General features: G+C 34.5%; 19 protein-coding genes. All 19 read left to right on the forward strand.

All coding sequences use genetic code 11. The features are described from left to right. Nucleotides 1-42 precede the first annotated feature (42 nt). The 19 genes from gmd (at nucleotide 43) to SOLCA_RS21170 (ending at nucleotide 19,845) form a co-directional block, all read left to right on the forward strand. A complete protein-coding gene (gene gmd, locus SOLCA_RS21080; protein WP_014682514.1) occupies nucleotides 43-1,179 on the forward strand; it encodes a GDP-mannose 4,6-dehydratase in 1,137 nt (378 codons plus the stop codon). Next, nucleotides 1,172-3,679 (forward strand): SLBB domain-containing protein, encoded by a 2,508-nt coding sequence (locus SOLCA_RS21085; RefSeq protein WP_245536733.1) that lies wholly within the window; start codon nucleotides 1,172-1,174, stop codon nucleotides 3,677-3,679. The genes gmd and SOLCA_RS21085 overlap by 8 nt, the downstream gene beginning before the upstream one ends. Nucleotides 3,680-3,815: 136 nt before the next feature. Beyond that, nucleotides 3,816-4,814, forward strand: a complete 999-nt coding sequence (locus SOLCA_RS21090) for an NAD-dependent 4,6-dehydratase LegB (RefSeq protein ID WP_014682516.1) — start codon at nucleotides 3,816-3,818, stop codon at nucleotides 4,812-4,814. Further along, nucleotides 4,807-5,949, forward strand: a complete 1,143-nt coding sequence (locus SOLCA_RS21095; protein ID WP_014682517.1) for a LegC family aminotransferase — start codon at nucleotides 4,807-4,809, stop codon at nucleotides 5,947-5,949. Before SOLCA_RS21090 ends, SOLCA_RS21095 begins: the two co-directional genes overlap by 8 nt. 5 nt (nucleotides 5,950-5,954) lie before the next feature. Beyond that, on the forward strand, nucleotides 5,955-6,596 hold the full coding sequence (locus tag SOLCA_RS21100; protein ID WP_014682518.1) for an acetyltransferase: 642 nt from the start codon (nucleotides 5,955-5,957) through the stop codon (nucleotides 6,594-6,596). A gap of 7 nt (nucleotides 6,597-6,603) precedes the next feature. Beyond that, the gene (gene neuB, locus SOLCA_RS21105; RefSeq protein WP_014682519.1) at nucleotides 6,604-7,647 is read left to right on the forward strand and encodes an N-acetylneuraminate synthase; all 1,044 of its coding nucleotides are present in this window, start codon (nucleotides 6,604-6,606) and stop codon (nucleotides 7,645-7,647) included. 11 nt (nucleotides 7,648-7,658) lie between these two features. Beyond that, on the forward strand, nucleotides 7,659-8,780 hold the full coding sequence (gene neuC, locus SOLCA_RS21110) for a UDP-N-acetylglucosamine 2-epimerase (protein WP_157604622.1): 1,122 nt from the start codon (nucleotides 7,659-7,661) through the stop codon (nucleotides 8,778-8,780). Between the two features lie 23 nt (nucleotides 8,781-8,803). Further along, nucleotides 8,804-9,856, forward strand: coding sequence for a nucleotidyltransferase family protein (locus SOLCA_RS21115; RefSeq protein WP_014682521.1), 1,053 nt, complete (start codon nucleotides 8,804-8,806; stop codon nucleotides 9,854-9,856). A 6-nt stretch (nucleotides 9,857-9,862) separates the two neighbouring features. After that, nucleotides 9,863-10,552 (forward strand): acylneuraminate cytidylyltransferase family protein, encoded by a 690-nt coding sequence (locus SOLCA_RS21120; protein WP_014682522.1) that lies wholly within the window; start codon nucleotides 9,863-9,865, stop codon nucleotides 10,550-10,552. 170 nt (nucleotides 10,553-10,722) lie between these two features. Then, a complete protein-coding gene (locus SOLCA_RS21125) occupies nucleotides 10,723-11,808 on the forward strand; it encodes a Wzz/FepE/Etk N-terminal domain-containing protein (RefSeq protein ID WP_014682523.1) in 1,086 nt (361 codons plus the stop codon). A gap of 42 nt (nucleotides 11,809-11,850) precedes the next feature. Next, a complete protein-coding gene (locus tag SOLCA_RS21130; RefSeq protein WP_014682524.1) occupies nucleotides 11,851-13,143 on the forward strand; it encodes a nucleotide sugar dehydrogenase in 1,293 nt (430 codons plus the stop codon). Nucleotides 13,144-13,152: 9 nt separating this feature from the next. After that, complete coding sequence (wecB, locus tag SOLCA_RS21135; RefSeq protein WP_014682525.1) at nucleotides 13,153-14,319, forward strand: non-hydrolyzing UDP-N-acetylglucosamine 2-epimerase; 1,167 nt, start codon at nucleotides 13,153-13,155, stop codon at nucleotides 14,317-14,319. A gap of 10 nt (nucleotides 14,320-14,329) precedes the next feature. Further along, the gene (locus SOLCA_RS21140; protein WP_014682526.1) at nucleotides 14,330-14,731 is read left to right on the forward strand and encodes a sugar 3,4-ketoisomerase; all 402 of its coding nucleotides are present in this window, start codon (nucleotides 14,330-14,332) and stop codon (nucleotides 14,729-14,731) included. A gap of 4 nt (nucleotides 14,732-14,735) precedes the next feature. Beyond that, nucleotides 14,736-15,149 carry a sugar 3,4-ketoisomerase gene (locus SOLCA_RS21145; RefSeq protein ID WP_014682527.1) on the forward strand — a complete coding sequence of 138 codons (414 nt, stop codon included), beginning with the start codon at nucleotides 14,736-14,738 and terminating at the stop codon, nucleotides 15,147-15,149. Next, nucleotides 15,139-15,621, forward strand: a complete 483-nt coding sequence (locus SOLCA_RS21150; protein WP_014682528.1) for an acyltransferase — start codon at nucleotides 15,139-15,141, stop codon at nucleotides 15,619-15,621. Before SOLCA_RS21145 ends, SOLCA_RS21150 begins: the two co-directional genes overlap by 11 nt. A 10-nt stretch (nucleotides 15,622-15,631) precedes the next feature. After that, on the forward strand, nucleotides 15,632-16,729 hold the full coding sequence (locus SOLCA_RS21155; protein ID WP_014682529.1) for a DegT/DnrJ/EryC1/StrS family aminotransferase: 1,098 nt from the start codon (nucleotides 15,632-15,634) through the stop codon (nucleotides 16,727-16,729). Between the two features lie 52 nt (nucleotides 16,730-16,781). After that, a complete protein-coding gene (locus SOLCA_RS21160; RefSeq protein WP_042481845.1) occupies nucleotides 16,782-17,327 on the forward strand; it encodes an acyltransferase in 546 nt (181 codons plus the stop codon). A 48-nt stretch (nucleotides 17,328-17,375) separates the two neighbouring features. Then, nucleotides 17,376-18,656: an O-antigen translocase gene (locus tag SOLCA_RS21165; protein WP_014682531.1), complete on the forward strand. Its 1,281-nt coding sequence runs from the start codon at nucleotides 17,376-17,378 to the stop codon at nucleotides 18,654-18,656. Next, entirely contained in the window at nucleotides 18,643-19,845 is a 1,203-nt protein-coding gene (locus tag SOLCA_RS21170; protein ID WP_042480335.1) for a glycosyltransferase family protein, read from the forward strand. Before SOLCA_RS21165 ends, SOLCA_RS21170 begins: the two co-directional genes overlap by 14 nt. Nucleotides 19,846-19,849: the final 4 nt, after the last annotated feature.

A 19,849-nucleotide genomic window follows, 5' to 3' on the forward strand; every position in this document is an offset into this window, starting at 1 on the left:
TTGGAAAACTTCTGCCCATTTATATTATAAAGATCTACAAAATTGAAGACTGCTTTAATTACCGGTGTAACCGGACAAGATGGCGCTTACTTAGCCGAATTTCTATTAAAAAAAGGGTATTTTGTTCACGGTTTAAAACGTAGAAGTTCATTATTTAATACCGATCGTATAGATCATCTTTATCAAGATCCGCATGAAGAGAATCTGAATTTTAAACTTCATTATAGTGATCTAACAGATTCAACTAATCTTATTCGTATTATACAGGAGACTCAGCCTGATGAGATTTATAATCTTGCAGCAATGAGTCATGTGAAAGTGAGTTTTGATACACCAGAATATACTGCAAATGCAGATGGTATTGGAGTATTAAGGATCTTGGAAGCTGTACGTTTACTTGGACTTACAGAAAAAACCAGGATTTATCAAGCATCTACATCTGAGTTATATGGATTGGTTCAGGCTGTTCCTCAAAGTGAAACCACTCCATTTTATCCTCGTTCTCCATATGCTGTTGCTAAAATGTATGCTTATTGGATTACGATAAACTATCGTGAGGCCTATAAAATGTATGCTTGCAATGGTATTTTGTTTAATCATGAAAGTCCGATAAGAGGAGAAACTTTCGTAACACGTAAAATTACGAGAGCTGCAGCAAAAATTGCTTTGGGACTACAAGACAAGCTTTATTTAGGTAATCTGGATGCTCAACGAGATTGGGGGCACGCAAAGGATTACGTTGAAGCGATGTGGTTAATCCTGCAGCAAGATAAGCCTGAAGATTATGTTATTGCAACAGGAGTGACAACGCGTGTTCGTGACTTTGTTAAAATGTCTTTTGCCGAGTTGGGTATCGAGTTGGAGTTTAGTGGCAAAGAAGATAATGAGAAAGGGGTTATTATAGATATCAACCATGAACGCTTGAAAGAATTGGGTATCTCTAATAATAACTTACATTTAGGGACGACAGTTGTGAAAGTAGACCCGAAATATTATCGTCCTACAGAAGTTGACCTGCTTTTAGGAGATCCTACAAAAGCAAAAAAACAGCTTGGATGGACTCCAAAGTATGATTTACAGGGCCTAGTAACTGATATGGTTCAGTCGGATCTTCACTTGGTAAAAAAAGATAAGTATTTGGCTGAAGGAGGTTTTAAAACCCTTAACTATTTTGAATAATACTAGAGAGAAGATAAATTATAACATGCTGATTCACCGCACCCTGAAAGTATTTTTTATCCTTGCATTTTTATGTTTTGGTACTTATGTAGTTTCAATAGCTCAGAATACTTCTGGTTTAAGTATGCAGAACTTATCAACTGTAAATGTTGATAATCTTTCGGATGATCAAATTCGTCAATTTCTTTTACAGGCACAAAGTAGTGGGTTCTCTGAATCTCAACTTGAGCAGATGGCTTTACAAAAAGGAATGCCTGCTTCGGAAGTAGCCAAACTTAAAGATAGGATCAATAAGCTTGGTGGGTATAATGCAGTTGGACCATCAAGTAAAGGACAAAACAATAATGTTGTTTCTGGTGATTTACGAACTTTCAATGAGAAGGAGCTTGAGGATAATCCAACTGATTCAACATTGAATAAAAGTGGGGTATTTGGTGCAGACCTATTCAATAATAAAAGGCTTAGTTTTGAACCAAATTTAAAACTCGCTACCCCTCAAGGGTATCAATTGGGGCCTGGTGATGAACTCGTTTTAGATATTTTCGGATATTCGGAAGCTAACTATAGATTAACTGTTAGTCCGGAAGGAACAATTCGAATTCCGTATGTTGGACCAGTTACTGTTGGAGGACTAACAATTGAACAAGCTAAACAGCGTATTACCAATCAATTAGCATCAGTTTATCAAGGTATTAGATCTGGGCAAACCTCTGTTAATATTACTTTAGGAAATATTAGGACAATCAAAGTAATCATATTAGGTGAAGTTAAATTACCAGGTTCCTTTACCCTTCCTTCACTGGCCACAGCTTTTAATGCGCTTTATGCATCTGGGGGGCCAAATGACAATGGTTCCTTTAGAAATATTAAAGTAATACGAAGTAATAAGGTCATAGCTCAGATTGATATTTATGACTTTCTATTAAGTGGTACACAAAATGCGAACATTCGCCTTCAGGATCAGGATGTCATTAAGGTTAATCCATATGAGACACGAATATCAATTGAAGGGGAAGTTAAACGCCCAGGAATTTACGAAGCAAAATCAAGTGAAACTTTAGAGGATGTATTAAAGTTTGCGGGAGGTTTTACAAGCGACGCTTATCGTCAAATGATAAAAGTTGTTCGCAATACTGCGAAAGAGAAAAGCGTTGCTGATGTATCTTCAGAATTGTTTGGCATATTCACTCCTCAATCAGGCGATCTTTACACAGTTGAAAAAGTACTAAATCGATTCGAAAATCGTGTACAGATCAATGGCGCAGTATTTAGACCTGGCGTTTTTTCTTTGCAAGAAGGGATGACGTTGAGTCAACTTATTATAAAAGCAGAGGGGCCACGTGAAGATGCATTTATGACTCGTGGAATTATCTATCGATTGAAACCAGACCTAACGCCAGAGCTGATTTCTTTTAACCTTGCTGACGTTATTTCAGGAAAGGTCGCAGATATTCCTTTGAAGAGAGAGGATGTTGTAACAATTTCTTCGAAATTTGATTTAAGAGATCAATACACCGTATCAATTCAGGGAGAAGTTAGAAATTCGGGTAAATATCCATTTTCAGAGAATACCAAATTAGCAGATCTGATAATTTTAGCAGGTGGACTGAAGGACAGGGCCTCTCTGAGCAGGATCGAAGTAGCACGTCGACTTAAAAATGCTGATTCTCTTTCCCGTTCAGCAGAAACTGCTCAAGTTTTTCAATTTTCCTTGAATAAAGACCTATCTGATAATAGCGAGGCTGAAAACTTTATATTAGAGCCTTTTGACGAAGTGAGTATTCGTCCTGCTCCCGGATATCAAACACAAAAGAATATTAGGCTTGAAGGAGAAGTGCTTTATCCTGGCCTTTATACAATTATTAAGAAAAATGACAAAATTTCTGATGTAATTAAGAGAGCGGGTGGACTTTCTGCATTAGCATATCCTCAAGGAGCTGTTTTGATCAGAAAAAAACTAATGACGGCTACTGATAAGTTATTGCAAAAACAAAAGTTGGAGGCTTTAGAAAAACAAAGTACGGATTCTGCTACTACAATGAAAATTGTTGAATCTGAGTTGGAAGATCAAACTAGTTTATTAGGAATAAATTTGCCTAAAATTTTAGAAAATCCTGGGTCTAAATATGACCTTTTATTAGAGGATGGGGACGTTATTAAAGTTCCAACAGAGCAACAAACTGTGGAGGTTAAAGGAGAGGTCTTATATCCTGTTTTAATCAGATACGATCGTAACAAAGGATTCAAAGATTATATCTTAGGTGCTGGAGGATATTCTGCAAGGGCATTGAAAGGTAAATCTTATATAGTTTACTCAAATGGATCAGTGGGTAGCACCAGAACGTTTTTGTTTTTCAGAAGCTATCCGTCAGTAAAGCCGGGTGCAGAGATATATGTTCCTGTAAGAGAAGAGCGGGAGAAGTTAAGTCCCGCGACTGCAATTGCATTAACGACAGGTTTAGCTTCTCTTGCAGCTATTATGGTTTCTTTATTTAAATAGAGTTACTTGTATATAATGGAATAACGAAAAGGAGGCAAAGGTAATTTGCCTCTTTTTCGTTTATAATATTGTTTGTTCTGATTTAACTTATCATACTAAAGCATTAATTAATTATTTTTGATCTCCATTTAATAACATGCAGTTAAAAGATAAAAAAGTACTTGTGACCGGCGCTGATGGTTTTATTGGCAGTCATTTAGTAGAACGATTAATCGACGAAGGTGCCAATGTTAAAGCATTTGCTTATTATAATTCATTCAACAGCTGGGGATGGATGGATACCTTTTCAAAAGAAACACTTTCCAAAATAGAAATATTTACCGGAGATGTCAGAGACCCTAATGGAGTCCGTACGGCGATGCAAGGTTGTGATGTGGTATTTCATTTAGCAGCTTTAATAGCGATTCCGTATAGTTATCATTCTCCTGACAGCTATATAGATACTAATATAAAGGGTACATTAAATATTGTACAAGCTGCAAAAGATCTTGGTGTAGAAAAGGTTTTGGTGACATCTACTTCTGAGGTATACGGAACAGCTTTGTATGTACCTATTGATGAGAAGCATCCAAGACAGGGTCAATCGCCTTATTCAGCAACAAAAATTGGTGCAGACCACATTGCTGAGTCATTTTATCGGAGTTTCGGTGTTCCTGTAACAATAGTTCGTCCATTCAATACATTCGGACCACGTCAGTCAGCCAGAGCAGTAATTCCTACTATTATTACACAATTGTTGGCAGGTAAAACTGAGATTAAACTAGGTGCGTTGCATCCTACGCGTGATTTGTTATTTGTGAAAGATACAGCAAACGGCTTTGTTGAAATTGCTAAAAGTGATTCACTAATTGGTGAGGAGGTTAATATTGCAACTCATTCAGAAATAACTATAGGTGATTTGGCTCAAAAACTGATAAATATTATAAATCCGGCAGCAAAAATTGTTTCTGATGATATCCGTTTACGACCAGAGAAAAGTGAGGTTGAACGTCTTTTTGGATCAAATCAGAAGATAATGCAGCACACTAACTGGAAACAGCTATACTCATTGGATGAGGGCCTAAAACAAACTATTGAATGGTTTAGCAAACCTGAAAATTTGAAACAATATAAAGCGGATATCTATAATGTATAGTGAGGTAGTCGGATTTATCCGTAAGCAATTTGATTCAGATGAGTTTATTCCATTACATGCTCCTGTCTTTACCGGCAATGAGAAAAAATATGTCTTGGATACAATTGATTCGACTTTTGTGTCATCTGTCGGAAAATTTGTAGACAAATTTGAAGAGTTGATCCGAGAATATACCGGGGCTAAATATGCAATTGCTACAACAAATGGGACCAGCGCACTACATATGGCTCTAATGTTGGCTGGAGTTAAACAGGGTGATTTGGTATTAACTCAGCCACTATCGTTCATTGCTACATGTAATGCTATAAGCTATATAGGAGCCGAGCCTTCATTTATCGATGTCGATAAAGATACGTTAGGTCTTTCACCGGAAGCCCTTAGAGAATTCCTAAAAGAGTCTGTAGAGATTAAAGGTGGTCAGGCTATTCATAAGAATACTGGCCGAAGAATAGCTGCATGTGTTCCAATGCATACTTTTGGCCATCCGGCTAAAATTAATGAATTGCTTGATCTTTGTAAGGAATATAATATTAATCTTGTTGAAGATGCAGCAGAATCATTAGGATCAACATATATGAATCAGCAAACAGGAACATTTGGTTTGCTAGGAACATATAGTTTTAATGGTAATAAAACCATAACATGTGGTGGTGGTGGAATGATAGTGACAAATGATGATCATCTGGGTAAATTAGCTAAACATCTGACTACTCAGGCTAAAGTGCCACATAGATGGGATTTTGTTCATGATTATGTTGGTTATAATTATCGTTTGCCAAATTTGAATGCAGCTTTAGCTTGTGCTCAAATGGAACAATTAGATAGTTTTATTTCAAACAAAAGAGAATTGGCCAAGAATTATAGTCAATTTTTTGTTGAACAAGGCATTCACTTTATATCTGAACCAAGCAATTCTAAATCAAATTATTGGTTAAATGCTATTCTATTAAAAAATAGAGCGGAAAGAGATTTATTCTTAACTTACTCTAATGATAAAGGAGTGATGACAAGACCTGTATGGGAGTTAATGAACAGACTACCAATGTTTAGACATGCTATTACTTCTGATATTAGTAATGCTGAATGGATAGCGGACAGATTAGTTAATATTCCTAGTAGTGTAAGGCTAAAATAAATTTTATGAAAGAATCTGTTTCTGAGGTAATATTAGTTGGTTATTCGGGTCATGCTTATGTGGTGGCTGATATTTTACTTCAATCTGGAGTGAAGATCAAAGGATATGTTGATAGGATTGAGAAAGATTTTAATCCGTTTAAATTGAATTACCTAGGAACAGACAACCTTGACAACAGAGAAGATGATTTTGTAACTAGTAGATTCATTGTTGCAATTGGAGATAATAGCATTCGGGGGAGAATATCCAATTCTTTTAAACAAAAAGGAGTACAGTTGACCAATGCTGTTCATCCTTCAGCAATTATCTCAAATAAAGCGAGTTTAGGTAGTGGACTCATGATTATGCCAAGTGTAGTTGTTAATGCATTTGCTCAAATAGGTGATGGTGTAATACTTAATTCAAATTGTACCGTTGAACATGAATGTGTGGTTGGAAGCTATGTTCATGTAGCTCCAGGTGCAATTTTGGCTGGAAATGTAACTATTGGAGATTATACTTTCATAGGTGCTGGCGCCGTTGTAAAACAAGGAATAAGAATTGGTAAAAACGTTGTGATAGGTGCCGGTTGCGTTGTATTGAAAGATGTTGGCGATAATCAAACCGTTGTTGGAAATCCTGGACGGCTTTTGAAGGATAATAATTAATAGTTGTATGAGCATCAATAAATCAAAGAATAGAGTATTAATTATTGCAGAGGCGGGTGTTAACCACAACGGAGATATTAATCTGGCTAAAAAATTAATTGATGTGGCTGCTGATGCAGGAGTTGATTATGTAAAGTTTCAGACTTTTAAAGCTGAAAAGTTGGTTAGCAAATCAGCTAAAAAAGCTGAATATCAAGAGCGAAATATTGGAGATGGTGATGATTTTCAGTTTACAATGTTGAAGAAGCTGGAGCTTGATGAAAATACACATCGTTTATTAATCGATTATTGTAACTCAAAAGGTGTTAAGTTTTTATCTACAGCATTCGATCTTGATAGCATTGATTTACTTAGCGACCTTGGTGTCGATTTGTTTAAGGTTCCATCAGGAGAAATAACAAATTATCAATATTTGAAGAAAATAGGATCAACAGGGAAACCGATAATTGTATCTACTGGAATGTCTGATCTTAATGAAATTAAAGATGCGGTAGCTCTCCTTAAAGAATCTGGAACTAATGAGAGCAATATTACAGTGTTACATTGTAATACTGAATACCCTACTCCCATGCGAGATGTAAATCTATTAGCAATGAATACAATTGCTAATGAGTTGAGTGTTCCTGTTGGATACTCTGATCATACATTAGGAATCGAAGTGCCAATCGCAGCCGTTGCTTTGGGAGCTATTTGTATTGAGAAACATTTTACCTTAGATCGATCAATGCCAGGACCGGACCATAAGGCTTCTCTAGAACCGGTTGAGCTTAAAGCAATGGTTAGTGCTATTAGAAATATTGAAATGGCCCTTGGAGACGGAACAAAGCAAGCTTCAGCTTCGGAGTCAAAGAATAAAGATGTAGCTAGAAAGAGTATTCATTTGTTGAGGGATTTGCCTTCAGGACATATATTAGTGGAGTCTGACCTTATTATGAAACGCCCGGGAAATGGTATTAGTCCGATGGAATTGCCAAGCATTATTGGTCTTAAGTTAAAGAGAAGTTTGCATGAGGACTCCATGTTAAATTGGGACGATTTAGAAAAATTGTAGATTTCAGAAAATTGAACAAAAAGCATCCACATAGAATAGCTATATTAACAAGTTCACGTGCTGATTACGGAATTTATCTTCCATTGTTACACAAACTAGGGCAATCTGATGATTTCGATTTGCGAATCATTACATTTGGAACTCATCTAAGCCGATTCCATGGATATACTATTGATCAGATTGTAAAGGATGGTTTTTTTATTGATCATCAGGTAGAAACTGTTCTTGCTTCAGATACCGAACAAGCGATTGCAGATTCAATGGCATTAACAATGCAAAAGTTTTCAGGAATTTGGTCAGTTGAAAAAAATAATTACGATCTGGTTTTCTGCTTAGGTGATCGTTATGAAATGTTTGCTGCTGTTGCTGCTGCTGTTCCATTCAATATAAAATTTGCTCATATTCACGGAGGAGAGACAACGCTAGGTGCAATTGACAATAAATTTCGTCATTGCTTAAGCTTATTTTCGATGTATCATTTTACATCAACCAAAGAATATTCGGAAAGGGTTTCAAACATTCTAGGTTCTAACAAGAATATTTATAATGTCGGAGCACTTAGTCTGGATAATATTAATGATATGGATCTTTACTCCAAAGAAGATTTCCTGAAGGTCTTCGGAATTGATATAACTAAAGAGAGTGTTCTGGTTACTTTCCATCCAGAAACGGTTTCTGTTGATGAAAACAAGAAATATGTTGAAGAGGTGATTGCTGCTCTTGATAAATTAGACTATCAAATCATCATCACAATGCCTAACACAGATACTATGGGGAATATGATGCGTAAGGAATATGAACATTTCATCAGTAAAAGGCCAAATGTAATTGGCATCGAAAGCTTTGGGACTAAAGGGTATTTTACCTGTATGAAGTATTCAAAATTTCTGCTTGGGAATACCTCAAGTGGGATCATAGAAGCCGCCTCTTTTAATAAATATGTTGTCAATGTGGGAGATCGTCAGAAAGGGCGTGCCTTCTCTCCTAACCTTATCCAGGTACATCCGGACAGAACTCAAATTCTCGAAGCATGTGAAAAAGTGAAATTGATGGGGGATTATAACGGTGAAAATATATATCATAAGGAAGACGTTGCTGACGGAATTATTAATATCCTGAAAAGGGAATTGTAAGTATCAAAAAACAATATTGAATCTTGAAAGACTTTAGTCTACATATCATAAAACATACATCCTCTGCTCGGGAAGCACTGAGGAAACTTGATGCTTTGCCATCATTGGAAGACCGCACTCTTTTTGTTGTTAATGATTCAGAAAAATTGTTAGGGACGATAACAGATGGGGATATTCGAAGAGGTTTATTGAACGATAAAGAGATTTCTGATAATTGTGCTGCATTCATGAATTCTAATTTTAAATTCTTAGAGGAATTAAATATCAGTTTAACTAAGATTGCAGAGTTTCGTCAAAAAGATATTTACCTTATTCCTGTGATTGGAAATGAGGGAAGAATGGTTAAAATACTTAATTTAAAAAAACAACAGTCTGCAATACCAGCCTCTGCATTAATTATGGCAGGTGGTAAAGGGGAACGTTTAAAACCACTTACCGATACACTTCCTAAACCAATGCTCAAGGTTGGCGACAAGCCAATTATTGAATATAATATTGATCGATTGGCAAACTTTGGTATTTCTCAACAATTCATTAGCGTAAAGTATATGGCTGAGAAAATTGAAGAGTACTTTGGATCTGGAAAGGATAAGGATATAACAATTGAATATGTGCATGAGAATGAGCCACTGGGAACAATTGGTGCTCTTTCATTAATTGACAATCTCACACATGATCATCTACTGGTTATGAATTCCGACATCCTTACCAATATTGATTATGAAGATTTTTTTAAGTTCTACATAGACTCAGGAGCGGATTTATGTATTGCGAGTATTCCGTATAAAGTTAAAATTCCTTACGCCGTTTTAGAAACGAATAATGACAATATCCTTTCGTTTCAGGAGAAACCCACCTATACATATTACTCAAGTGGAGGGATCTATTTTATGCGTTCATCATTAAAGCAAATAATACCTGTAAACTCATTTTATAACGCTACTGATTTAATGGAGGAATTGATAAAGCAAGGTCGAAAAGTATCGCATTATCCGTTGCTTAGTTATTGGTTAGACATTGGACGGCATGAGGACTTTGCAAAGGCGCAGGCTGACATTAAGCATATTAAGTGGTAGACAATTATGAATAATACATTATTTATTATTCCAGCCCGAGGTGGTTCAAAAGGAATTCCAGACAAAAATATAAAACTTTTAGGTGGAAAACCCTTAATTCAATGGTCGATCGATATTGCCAGGCAATTAGTTTCTGACGAGAATATATGTGTTTCAACGGATAGTGAGAAAATCAAAGAAACTGTTGAAAGGATAGGTTTAAAAATACCTTTTTTACGCCCTGCTGAGTTAGCAACTGATCAATCAGGGGCTTATGAAGTTTTGCTTCATGCTATCAGTTATTACGAGGGGCTTGGAAAGAATTTTGAAAGGATGGTCTTACTTCAACCTACATCCCCATTCAGAAAAATTGAGCATATTCGTGAAGCTGTTGAAATATATTCTTCCGATTTGGATATGGTAGTTTCTGTGAGAGAATCACATGATAACCCATATTTTAATTTGTTTGAAGAGAACTCCAATGGTTATTTAATAAAGTCAAAAGATGGAAGCTTTGCACGAAGACAAGATTGTCCACCTGCATTTGCTTATAATGGAGCAATTTATGTGATAAATATTAACTCGTTGAAACAACAACCCTTATATAAATTTCATAAAATAAGAAAGTATGTGATGGATGAAGTTTCATCTATTGATTTAGATACACCATTAGATTGGGCTTGGGCAGAGTTTTTATTGGAGAAAGAGATAAGATAATCAGTTTCTGAGGTATCGTTATAATTGTTCAGAAGGATAAAATATGACAAAAAAGCATCAACTCAAAAAAAACTTTTGTAATCGTATTAATTCTTAGCAACTTTGCGGCCGCTACACAATTTAATCTAGAAACTATATTTCTTTTCAATTAAGAAATTTGGTGTTTACTTATGCAAGAAAATATTCAACCTCAAATAAATTCAAATCAAGACGACGAAATATCGCTTAAGGAGTTAGTCCTTAGGCTAAAGAAATGGTGGAACTATCTGTTTTCTAAATGGTTAATTATTGTTTTGACAGGAATCCTTGGAGGATTAGCAGGGTTCGTATATGCATTAATTAAGAAACCAATATATATTGCAGAGCTAACATTTGCATTAGAAGAAGATAACGGAGGAAGCTTAGGTGCTTATGCAGGATTGGCATCGCAGTTTGGTATTGACTTAGGAGGGGGTACAGGAGGAATATTCTCAGGAGACAATATTATTGAATTAATGAAATCAAGATCAATGATTCAAAAAACACTTTTGTCTCCAGTTGTTGTTAATGGTAAATCTCAATCTCTGGCTGATTATTATATTGATTTTAATTCTCTACGGGAAAAGTGGAGAAATGATCCTCATTTAGTTAATATTAGTTTTCCATTAAATAGCGAGCCTGAGAAATTTAATCGAACGCAGGACAGTTTACTGGGTAAGTTTCATAAATTTTTTATTAAAAATAATTTGAGTGTTGGAAAAATTGATAAAAAATTAAGTGTTGTTGAAGTCAAATGTAGTTTTTCAAATGAATTGTTTGCAAAAACGTTTACAGAATCGCTTGTTAATAATGTGACAACCTTTTATATAAAAACTAAGACAGGTAGGTCACAGAAGAGTGTTGCTGTTTTGCAAAAAAAAGCTGATTCATTAAGGACGGCATTAGATAATGCTCTTTATGCTCGGGCTAGAAGTGTGGATCAGACACCGGACTTAAATCCAGTAAGACAAGTAGCCACTGTCGGAGGACAAAAGAAACAGGTAGATATACAGGTTTTAAGTACTGCCTATGGAGAAGTTTTGAAAAATCTCGAATTATCAAAGATTACTCTTTCTCGCGAGGCTCCCTTTATTCAGATTATTGATAAACCAATTTTACCTTTAGATGAAGTCAGAATTGGAAGTGTAAAAGGATGTCTGATAGGTTGTGTTATAGTCGTTTTTCTAACTGTCATTATATTAGTAGGAAGAAGAGCAATTCACTCTTTAATGAAGTAAAAGAAGTAAAAATAACATAGGGAAGGAAATAGTAAGAAACTTATGGATAATGATAAATTAAAAATTGCAATAGTAGGATTAGGATATGTTGGACTGCCATTAGCTATTGAGTTTGCAAAAAAATATTCGGTGTTAGGTTATGACATCAATCAAACTAGGGTAGAAGAGTTAAGTAATGGAATAGATCGCACTCTGGAAGCTAATATTGAAGATTTGAATGAAACTATATTGAAAGGTAAAACTTCTCATGTTGGTATCAAATTTTCCAGTAATATAGATGATCTTAAGTCTAACAATATTTATATTCTTACTGTACCTACACCAATTGATCAGTTTAATGCACCTGATTTAGAACCTTTGTTAAAGGCATCTTCAATGGTGGGTAAAATTCTAAAGAGGGGAGATATTGTAATATATGAATCAACCGTTTACCCAGGATGCACTGAAGAAGATTGTGTTCCTGTACTAGAAAAAGAGAGTGGGTTAATCTATAATGTAGACTTTTATTGTGGCTACTCGCCTGAGAGAATTAATCCTGGAGATAAAATAAATACATTAACAAAAATTAAGAAAGTAACATCAGGTTCAACTGCTGAAATTGCTAATAAAGTTGATGATTTATATGGTTCAATTATAACCGTCGGAACTCATAAAGCAGCATCTATTAAAGTTGCAGAAGCTTCAAAAGCAATTGAAAATGCACAAAGAGATGTTAATATTTCATTTGTTAATGAACTTTCTTTAATATTTGATCGTATTGGCATTGATACCAATGATGTTATAGAGGCAGCAGGGACTAAGTGGAATTTCCTTAAATATAAGCCGGGGTTGGTGGGAGGACATTGTATTGGGGTTGATCCTTATTATTTAGCACATAAAGCACAACAATTAGGTTATCATCCACAGGTAATTTTATCAGGTCGTCGAGTTAATAATATGATGGGACAGTTTGTTGCCAACAAGGTAATTAAATTGATGATTGAAAAAGACCACAAAATAAAAGGCTCAAAAGCTTTGATTATGGGTATTACCTTTAAGGAAAACTGTCCGGATGTACGAAATACAAAAGTCGTTGATATTTATAATGAACTAGTTCAATATGGTTTGAGTGTAGATATTTACGATCCATGGGCTGATAAAGAAGAGGTGAAGCATGAGTATGGACTGCAGATAAACAATGAGCTTGATAATGATATTAACTATCAAGCTATTGTTGTAGCAGTTGCTCATGATGAATTTAAAACTGTGTGTTTTAAAAGGTTTAAAGATCAAAATGCAGTTATCTTTGATACAAAAGCTTTTTTAGATCGAGAATTGGTTGATGCACGCTTATAAGAAACTATTATGACTGACAACAATACTTACAACACTAAATTCAAATTAATATTAGTTGCAGGAGCGAGGCCAAATTTTATGAAGATTGCGCCTTTAATGCATGCTCTAAGAGATAATAGATATATACATCCCATTCTTGTCCACACTGGACAACATTATGATGAGAAAATGTCTGATCTATTCTTTAAACAATTGAGTATCCCAAATCCAGATGTCAACTTAGAGGTTGGATCCGGCTCGCATGCTACACAAACTGCAAGAATAATGGAAGGTTTCGAAAAAGTTTGTTTGGATATTAAACCTGACATGGTATTAGTTGTAGGTGACGTGAATAGTACTGTTGCTTGTACCTTAGTTGCCTCAAAACTTGGTATAAGAACAGCCCATTATGAGGCAGGCTTGAGAAGTCATGACCGCTCTATGCCCGAAGAAATTAACAGATTAGTCACAGATTCTATTTCTGATTATTTTTTTACAACAAGTCAAGATGCAGATGCGAACCTCTTGAAGGAAGGAGTCGATAAAGAAAAAATTCATATGGTTGGCAATCTTATGATTGACACTTTGATTAAAGCATTACCTCATGTTGATAATTCTTGTCAAACTTTCAATCTATTAAATAAAGACCAACTTATTCAAATGGGGAGGGATATAGTAAAGGGAAATTATGGTATAATGACTTTTCATCGTCCTTCTAATGTTGATAATAAAGAGGTGTTAGCTAAGTTAGTTAGTATTTGGGGGGGCATTTCATCTGAAATACCATTAGTTTTTCCGATTCATCCTCGAACTTTTAAAAATATAGTTGAATTCGGGCTTTTAGAAAGGATCAATAACTATAAGAACCTCTTTTTAATAGAATCTTTAGGTTATTTTGAGTTTATTGGTTTGGTAAAAGATTCTTTATTTGTTTTAACGGATTCAGGAGGAATTCAAGAAGAGACAACTCATTTAAATATTCCCTGCCTTACAGTAAGGCCTAATACAGAACGTCCTGTGACAATAACAGAAGGTAGTAATGAATTAATTAAAATTGATGAAATAGAGGCAAATATTCGCCAAATTTTAAATGGTTTTGGTAAAAGCGGTCGCAATCCTAAGTATTGGGATGGAAATACAGCTAACAGAATTATAAATATAATTGAAAATACGTTTGAATTAGAGTTAATTCATTAAGAATTTGATTATGCAAGGAGTTAGATTGGTCAATCTACCAAAGATTCTAGATGAACGTGGCAATCTTTCTTTTATGGAAGAGAAAAATCACTTTCCTTTTGAAATAAAACGCACCTACTGGATTTACGATGTTCCTGGCGGTGAAGTTAGAGGTGGGCACAGTTATATAAGTAACCAAGAGTTTATTATTGCTTTGAGTGGAAGCTTTGATGTTGTATTGAGCGATGGAAAGGAATCCAAAACTTTTTCATTAAATCGTTCATATTATGGTTTATTGGTCCCGAATAATGTCTGGAGACATATGGAAAATTTCTCAACTAATTCTTTAGCTTTTGTAGTAGCTTCTACAGATTTTAATGAGGATGACTATGTTAGAGATTATAATGTATTTCTAAAGACTAAGAATAATTGATAAAATGAATACAGTCTATGATTGTTCGATTTATGTACTCCCTAAAATTAAAAATCGGGCAGGAAATATAACGCCCGTGCATAATAATGTGGAAATCCCATTCTCTGTAAAAAGAGTTTTTTATCTATATGATATACCAGGAGGAGAGTCTCGAGGAGCCCATGCTCATAAAGAGTGTCATCAATTTTTAGTTGCTTCAAGCGGAAGTTTTGAAGTATTACTGGATGATGGCAAAACCCAAAGATTAGTTCAGTTGAACAGGCCATATATTGGGTTACATATTCCTCCCGGGATTTGGGCATCTGAAGTTAATTTTTCATCAGGTTCTATATGTTTAGTATTAGCCTCTCATACTTATGATGAGAAGGACTATATACGTAATTATCAAGAATATTTAAACTACAAAAATGAGTACTAAAATTCATCCTTTATCAGATGTACAAACTGATCAGATTGGGGAGAATACAAAAATTTGGCAGTATTGTGTAATACTTGAAGGTGCGCAAATTGGTAGTAATTGTAATGTTAATTTCAATGTGTTTATAGAAAATGATGTAATTATAGGAAATAATGTTACTATTAAACCCGGTGTACAAATATGGGATGGGATTACAATTGAAGATGACGTTTTTATAGGACCAAACGTGACCTTCACCAATGACATATATCCAAGGTCAAAAAAATATCCTGAAGCTTTTATCAAAACAAAAATCTGCAAAGGAGCCTCAATTGGGGCCAATGCCACAATTTTGGCAGGAGTTGAAATTGGTGAATATTCCTTAATTGGTGCAGGAAGTGTTGTTACTAAAAATGTTCAGCCTTTTACTATATGGTATGGAAATCCTGCCATACAGAAAGGTATAATATCTAAAGAAGGGAAAAAACAGTAAATATAAAACGATGATCAAATTTCTTGACTTATTGAAAGTCAACCAACAATACGAGACGGAAATAAAAAGTGCCTTTAATCAGGTTTTCGAATCTGGCTGGTATATACTTGGTGAAAATTTAAAACGTTTCGAAGATGAATATGCTCGTTTTTGTGGAGTAAAACATTGTATTGGTGTTGCGAACGGTCTAGATGCATTAGTTCTAGTCATAAGAGCATATAAGGAGTTGGGTGTTTTTCAAGAGGGCGATGAAATTATTGTCCCTTCAAATACGTATATAGCAAGTATCCTCGCTATTTCAGAAACCAAGCTGATTCCTGTTTTAGTAGAGCCTGATGTGAGAACATTTAACCTGGATCCAACTAAGATTGAGCAAGCGATTACCCCAAGAACGAAAGGAATATTACCTGTTCACTTGTATGGTCAGTTAGCCGATATGGAACTAATCCACCAAGTAGCCAAAAAGTACAATTTAATCGTAATTGAAGACGCTGCGCAATCACATGGAGCCATTGCTAATGGGAAAAGATCGGGCAACTTCGGACATGCAGCAGGACATTCATTCTATCCAGGAAAGAATCTTGGAGCATTAGGAGATGCTGGTGCCGTGACCACTAATGATGATCAATTAGCAACTACTATTAGAGCCATTGCCAACTATGGTTCAGAAAAAAAGTATCATAATCTATACAAAGGTATAAATAGCAGGTTAGATGAATTACAGGCAGCAATCTTGTCTGCCAAATTACGTCTGTTAGATGAAGAAAGTGCGGTAAGAAGGAAAGTAGCTTCAATGTATTTAGCAGGGATTAACAACTCGAAAATTCAATTGCCGTATTGGGATCGCACAGAAAATCACGTGTTCCATTTATTTGTTGTGCGTGTCAAAGACAGAGGGAATTTCCAAGAATATCTCACATCGAAGGGCATTCAAACAGTAATTCACTACCCTATTCCGCCTCATAAACAAATTGCCTATGAAGAGTGGAGTGGCTTAAGTTTCCCTATATCTGAAAGCATCCATAATGAAGTGATAAGCTTGCCCATGACTTCTGTTCTAAGCAAAGATGAGATTACTACTGTAATTAATGTATTAAATGAATACTAAGGTTTTCTTTGTAAAGATTAAAAGAAGAATAATTCAACATATTATTCTCCCCATGATCCAAGGCAGTAGAAATACAAAATATAAATTGTTATCAAGTTGTTTATATGTAGTAGGTAAACCAAAGCGTCATCAACCTGCTATTCTAAAAGGAGATGGGCGGATTATTTTTGGAATGCAGGTGAACATTGGTATACCATCGTCACCTGCTTTCTTTACAACCTATGCTTACATAGACGCCCGAAAAAAACATTCTGTTATATTAATCAAGGATCATGTATGGATTAATAATAATGCATGTTTAATTAGTGAGGGAGAGGGCATTACTATTGGTTCTAATGTATTAATTGGTACAAATTTCAATGCATATGACAGTGATTTTCATGAATTGCGAGCTGATAGGCGAATCGGCGGTAACCCAAAGACGGCACCAATTATAATTGAAGATAATGTTTTTATAGGGTCAAATGTTACAGTATTGAAAGGAGTTACAATTGGTAGGAATGCTGTTATAGCCAATGGATCTCTTGTAACGAAATCAATTCCTAATGATGTGATAGCGGGTGGTGTTCCATGTAAGGTGCTGAAGTCGTTGATTTAATATGAATTGTGGCAGGTCGAAAATATGTAGGTTGAAGTGTTAAACAAAGTGAAGAAAATAATTAAAAGTGATTTAGCAAGGGTATTCTCTCTGAATGCACTATCTACCTTAATAAAAATGCTCACCGGCTTTATAAGTATTAAGGTAGTTGCTATGTTAGTTGGCCCGGTAGGAATAGCGTTGTTAGGACAGTTAAACAACTTTAGTTCAATAGTATTAACTGTTTCAACAGGTGGTATCAACAGTGGTGTAACAAAATATATAGCTGAAAATGCCGGTAATGAATCTGCCAATAGAAGATATCTACGCAGTGCATTTTGGATAACCTTCATTTTATCTATTTGTTGCGGCTTAGTATTAATATTAGGAAGTGGTTTTTTTGCCGAATCACTATTAAAAGAACCTCAATACACCATCATTTTTATCGTTTTTGGATTCACAATTATTTTATATGCGCTTAATAATTTATTGGTTTCAATATTAAATGGCTACAAAGAATTCAAAAAATATGTGATTGTAAATATTTCCAGCAGTATTGTGGGGCTCATCTTTTCTATTGTACTCGTTTATTTTTGGGGTGTGTTTGGAGCGCTATTATCGGCTGTTACCTATCAATCAATTATATTCCTTATTACACTTATGATTGTCGTTAAATCGAAATGGTTTAAGATGCATAACTTTTTCGGAAGATTTAATTTGCCGGCCGCTAAAAACTTATCAAAATATTCGTTGATGGCACTTGTTAGTACAGCTGTAATTCCAGTAGGACAAATTATTATTAGAAATTTTATTACAAAGCATTTATCAATTGATAGTGCAGGGCTCTGGGAAGGCATGAACAGAATTTCTTCAATGTATTTAATGGTAATTACCACTTCGCTGAGTGTTTATTATTTGCCTCGTTTATCAGAGATAAAGACAGATATAGAATTGAATAATGAAATTATACATACCTATAAAGTTGTTATGCCACCATTAATTATTATTTCTGGGGCTATTTATGTTTCTAGGCATTTCATTATTCAAGTATTATTCAATGACAAATTTTCAGAAATGGAAAATCTGTTTCCGTTTCAGTTGATAGGTGATGTATTTAAAGTGGCTAGTTGGATATTGGGATACCAATTTGTTGCGAAAGCAAGAGCGACAGCATATGTGTTAATGGAAGTGTTGTTTAGCATTGGATTTATCTTATTGGCCATGTTTTTTATTGCCAAATGGGGAAATATTGGGGCCACAATTGCATATAGTCTTAATTACATTATGTATTTTGTAGTGATGTTAATCATATTTAGAAAGCTATTATTTACTACCAGTGAAAGGAAATAAATTGAAGAATATATGCTTTTTTTACCCTAGTAAGAATGTGGGGGGAGCACAATTGCTTTTCGTAAGACTGGCAATTGAGCTTTCTCTAATAGAAGGATTAAATATTAAAGTGATTGATTACAGTGAAGGTTTTTTAACTAAACAGCTCGCAAATACTCCTAATGTGTCATTAATTCCATTTGTCAATGGGAAAGCAAAAATTGATTTTGAAACAATATTAATTACACCCCTATCTTATATTGCGGATATTGAATACCTTGTTGACTTTAATATTCAGGAAGTTAAATTATTATTTTGGGCAATTCATCCTGATAATCTTAAAGATTCTTTATATGCGAAAGGTCGGAAAATTTTTATCAATAAAGCTCAACTGAGGCATTATATAGTGACTTTATCAGAAAAGGGCAATATAATTTATATGGATGGTGCAAATTTTTATTCAGTTGTAAAGGAGTTAGATATAAATTTTAAACCATTTTACTTGCCAATTCCTGTAGATATAAAGGAACAATCTAAAGTAAGAATTAAAAAGGATAAAGTATTAAATCTTGGTTGGTTAGGAAGAATTTCATATGATAAAATCAATTCTCTATATAAGATTATTGATGAAGTCAGGTTTTTTTCAGAATTGAAGAAATTCAATATTCATTTACACATCATCGGGGATGGAGAAGAAAAAGAAGATTTAATTACTTACCTAAAGAAGTCCAATGTTTCATATACTTTAGCAGGAACTTTAATGAATCAATATTTGGATAATTACATTATTGAAAATATTGACTTGGGTGTTGCTATGGGAACTTCTTGCATAGAATTTGCATCAAGAAAAATACCCGTTTTTTTAATTGATTTTTCGCACGATAGATTTCCAAATGATTATAAATATAACTGGCTTTTTGAGACAGAGGATTACACATTAGGAAGTAATGTAAATAGCATAAGTGAAAGAAAAAATTCTTTTGAACAATTAATTAAACAGTTTAGTGATGATAATAAACTTGGAGAAAAATGTTACTTATACACATTGAATAACCATTACATTAAAAATGTTTTAAATAGTTTATTACTCCATTGTGAAGATTTGGTAGCATGTGATAGAAACGAATGGAAGATGTTTCAAAAGAAAATTAATCCAATCCTATATAAAATTTCTTATAAACTCTATCGGAAATTGAAGTTTAAAATGTAGATGT

Source organism: Solitalea canadensis DSM 3403 (assembly GCF_000242635.2).
In the GTDB taxonomy this organism is placed as follows: Bacteria; Bacteroidota; Bacteroidia; order Sphingobacteriales; family Sphingobacteriaceae; genus Solitalea; species Solitalea canadensis.

Excerpts from the sequence above, each read along its gene's own strand:
- SOLCA_RS21130 (WP_014682524.1), top strand. The coding sequence starts at position 11,851 with ATGGATAATGATAAATTAAAAATTGCAATAGTAGGATTAGGATATGTT.
- SOLCA_RS21155 (WP_014682529.1), top strand. The coding sequence starts at position 15,632 with ATGATCAAATTTCTTGACTTATTGAAAGTCAACCAACAATACGAGACG.
- neuB (WP_014682519.1), top strand. The coding sequence starts at position 6,604 with ATGAGCATCAATAAATCAAAGAATAGAGTATTAATTATTGCAGAGGCG.
- wecB (WP_014682525.1), top strand. The coding sequence starts at position 13,153 with ATGACTGACAACAATACTTACAACACTAAATTCAAATTAATATTAGTT.
- SOLCA_RS21140 (WP_014682526.1), top strand. The coding sequence starts at position 14,330 with ATGCAAGGAGTTAGATTGGTCAATCTACCAAAGATTCTAGATGAACGT.
- SOLCA_RS21145 (WP_014682527.1), top strand. The coding sequence starts at position 14,736 with ATGAATACAGTCTATGATTGTTCGATTTATGTACTCCCTAAAATTAAA.
- SOLCA_RS21090 (WP_014682516.1), top strand. The coding sequence starts at position 3,816 with ATGCAGTTAAAAGATAAAAAAGTACTTGTGACCGGCGCTGATGGTTTT.
- SOLCA_RS21160 (WP_042481845.1), top strand. The coding sequence starts at position 16,782 with ATGATCCAAGGCAGTAGAAATACAAAATATAAATTGTTATCAAGTTGT.
- SOLCA_RS21120 (WP_014682522.1), top strand. The coding sequence starts at position 9,863 with ATGAATAATACATTATTTATTATTCCAGCCCGAGGTGGTTCAAAAGGA.
- SOLCA_RS21100 (WP_014682518.1), top strand. The coding sequence starts at position 5,955 with ATGAAAGAATCTGTTTCTGAGGTAATATTAGTTGGTTATTCGGGTCAT.
- SOLCA_RS21125 (WP_014682523.1), top strand. The coding sequence starts at position 10,723 with ATGCAAGAAAATATTCAACCTCAAATAAATTCAAATCAAGACGACGAA.
- SOLCA_RS21150 (WP_014682528.1), top strand. The coding sequence starts at position 15,139 with ATGAGTACTAAAATTCATCCTTTATCAGATGTACAAACTGATCAGATT.
- SOLCA_RS21095 (WP_014682517.1), top strand. The coding sequence starts at position 4,807 with ATGTATAGTGAGGTAGTCGGATTTATCCGTAAGCAATTTGATTCAGAT.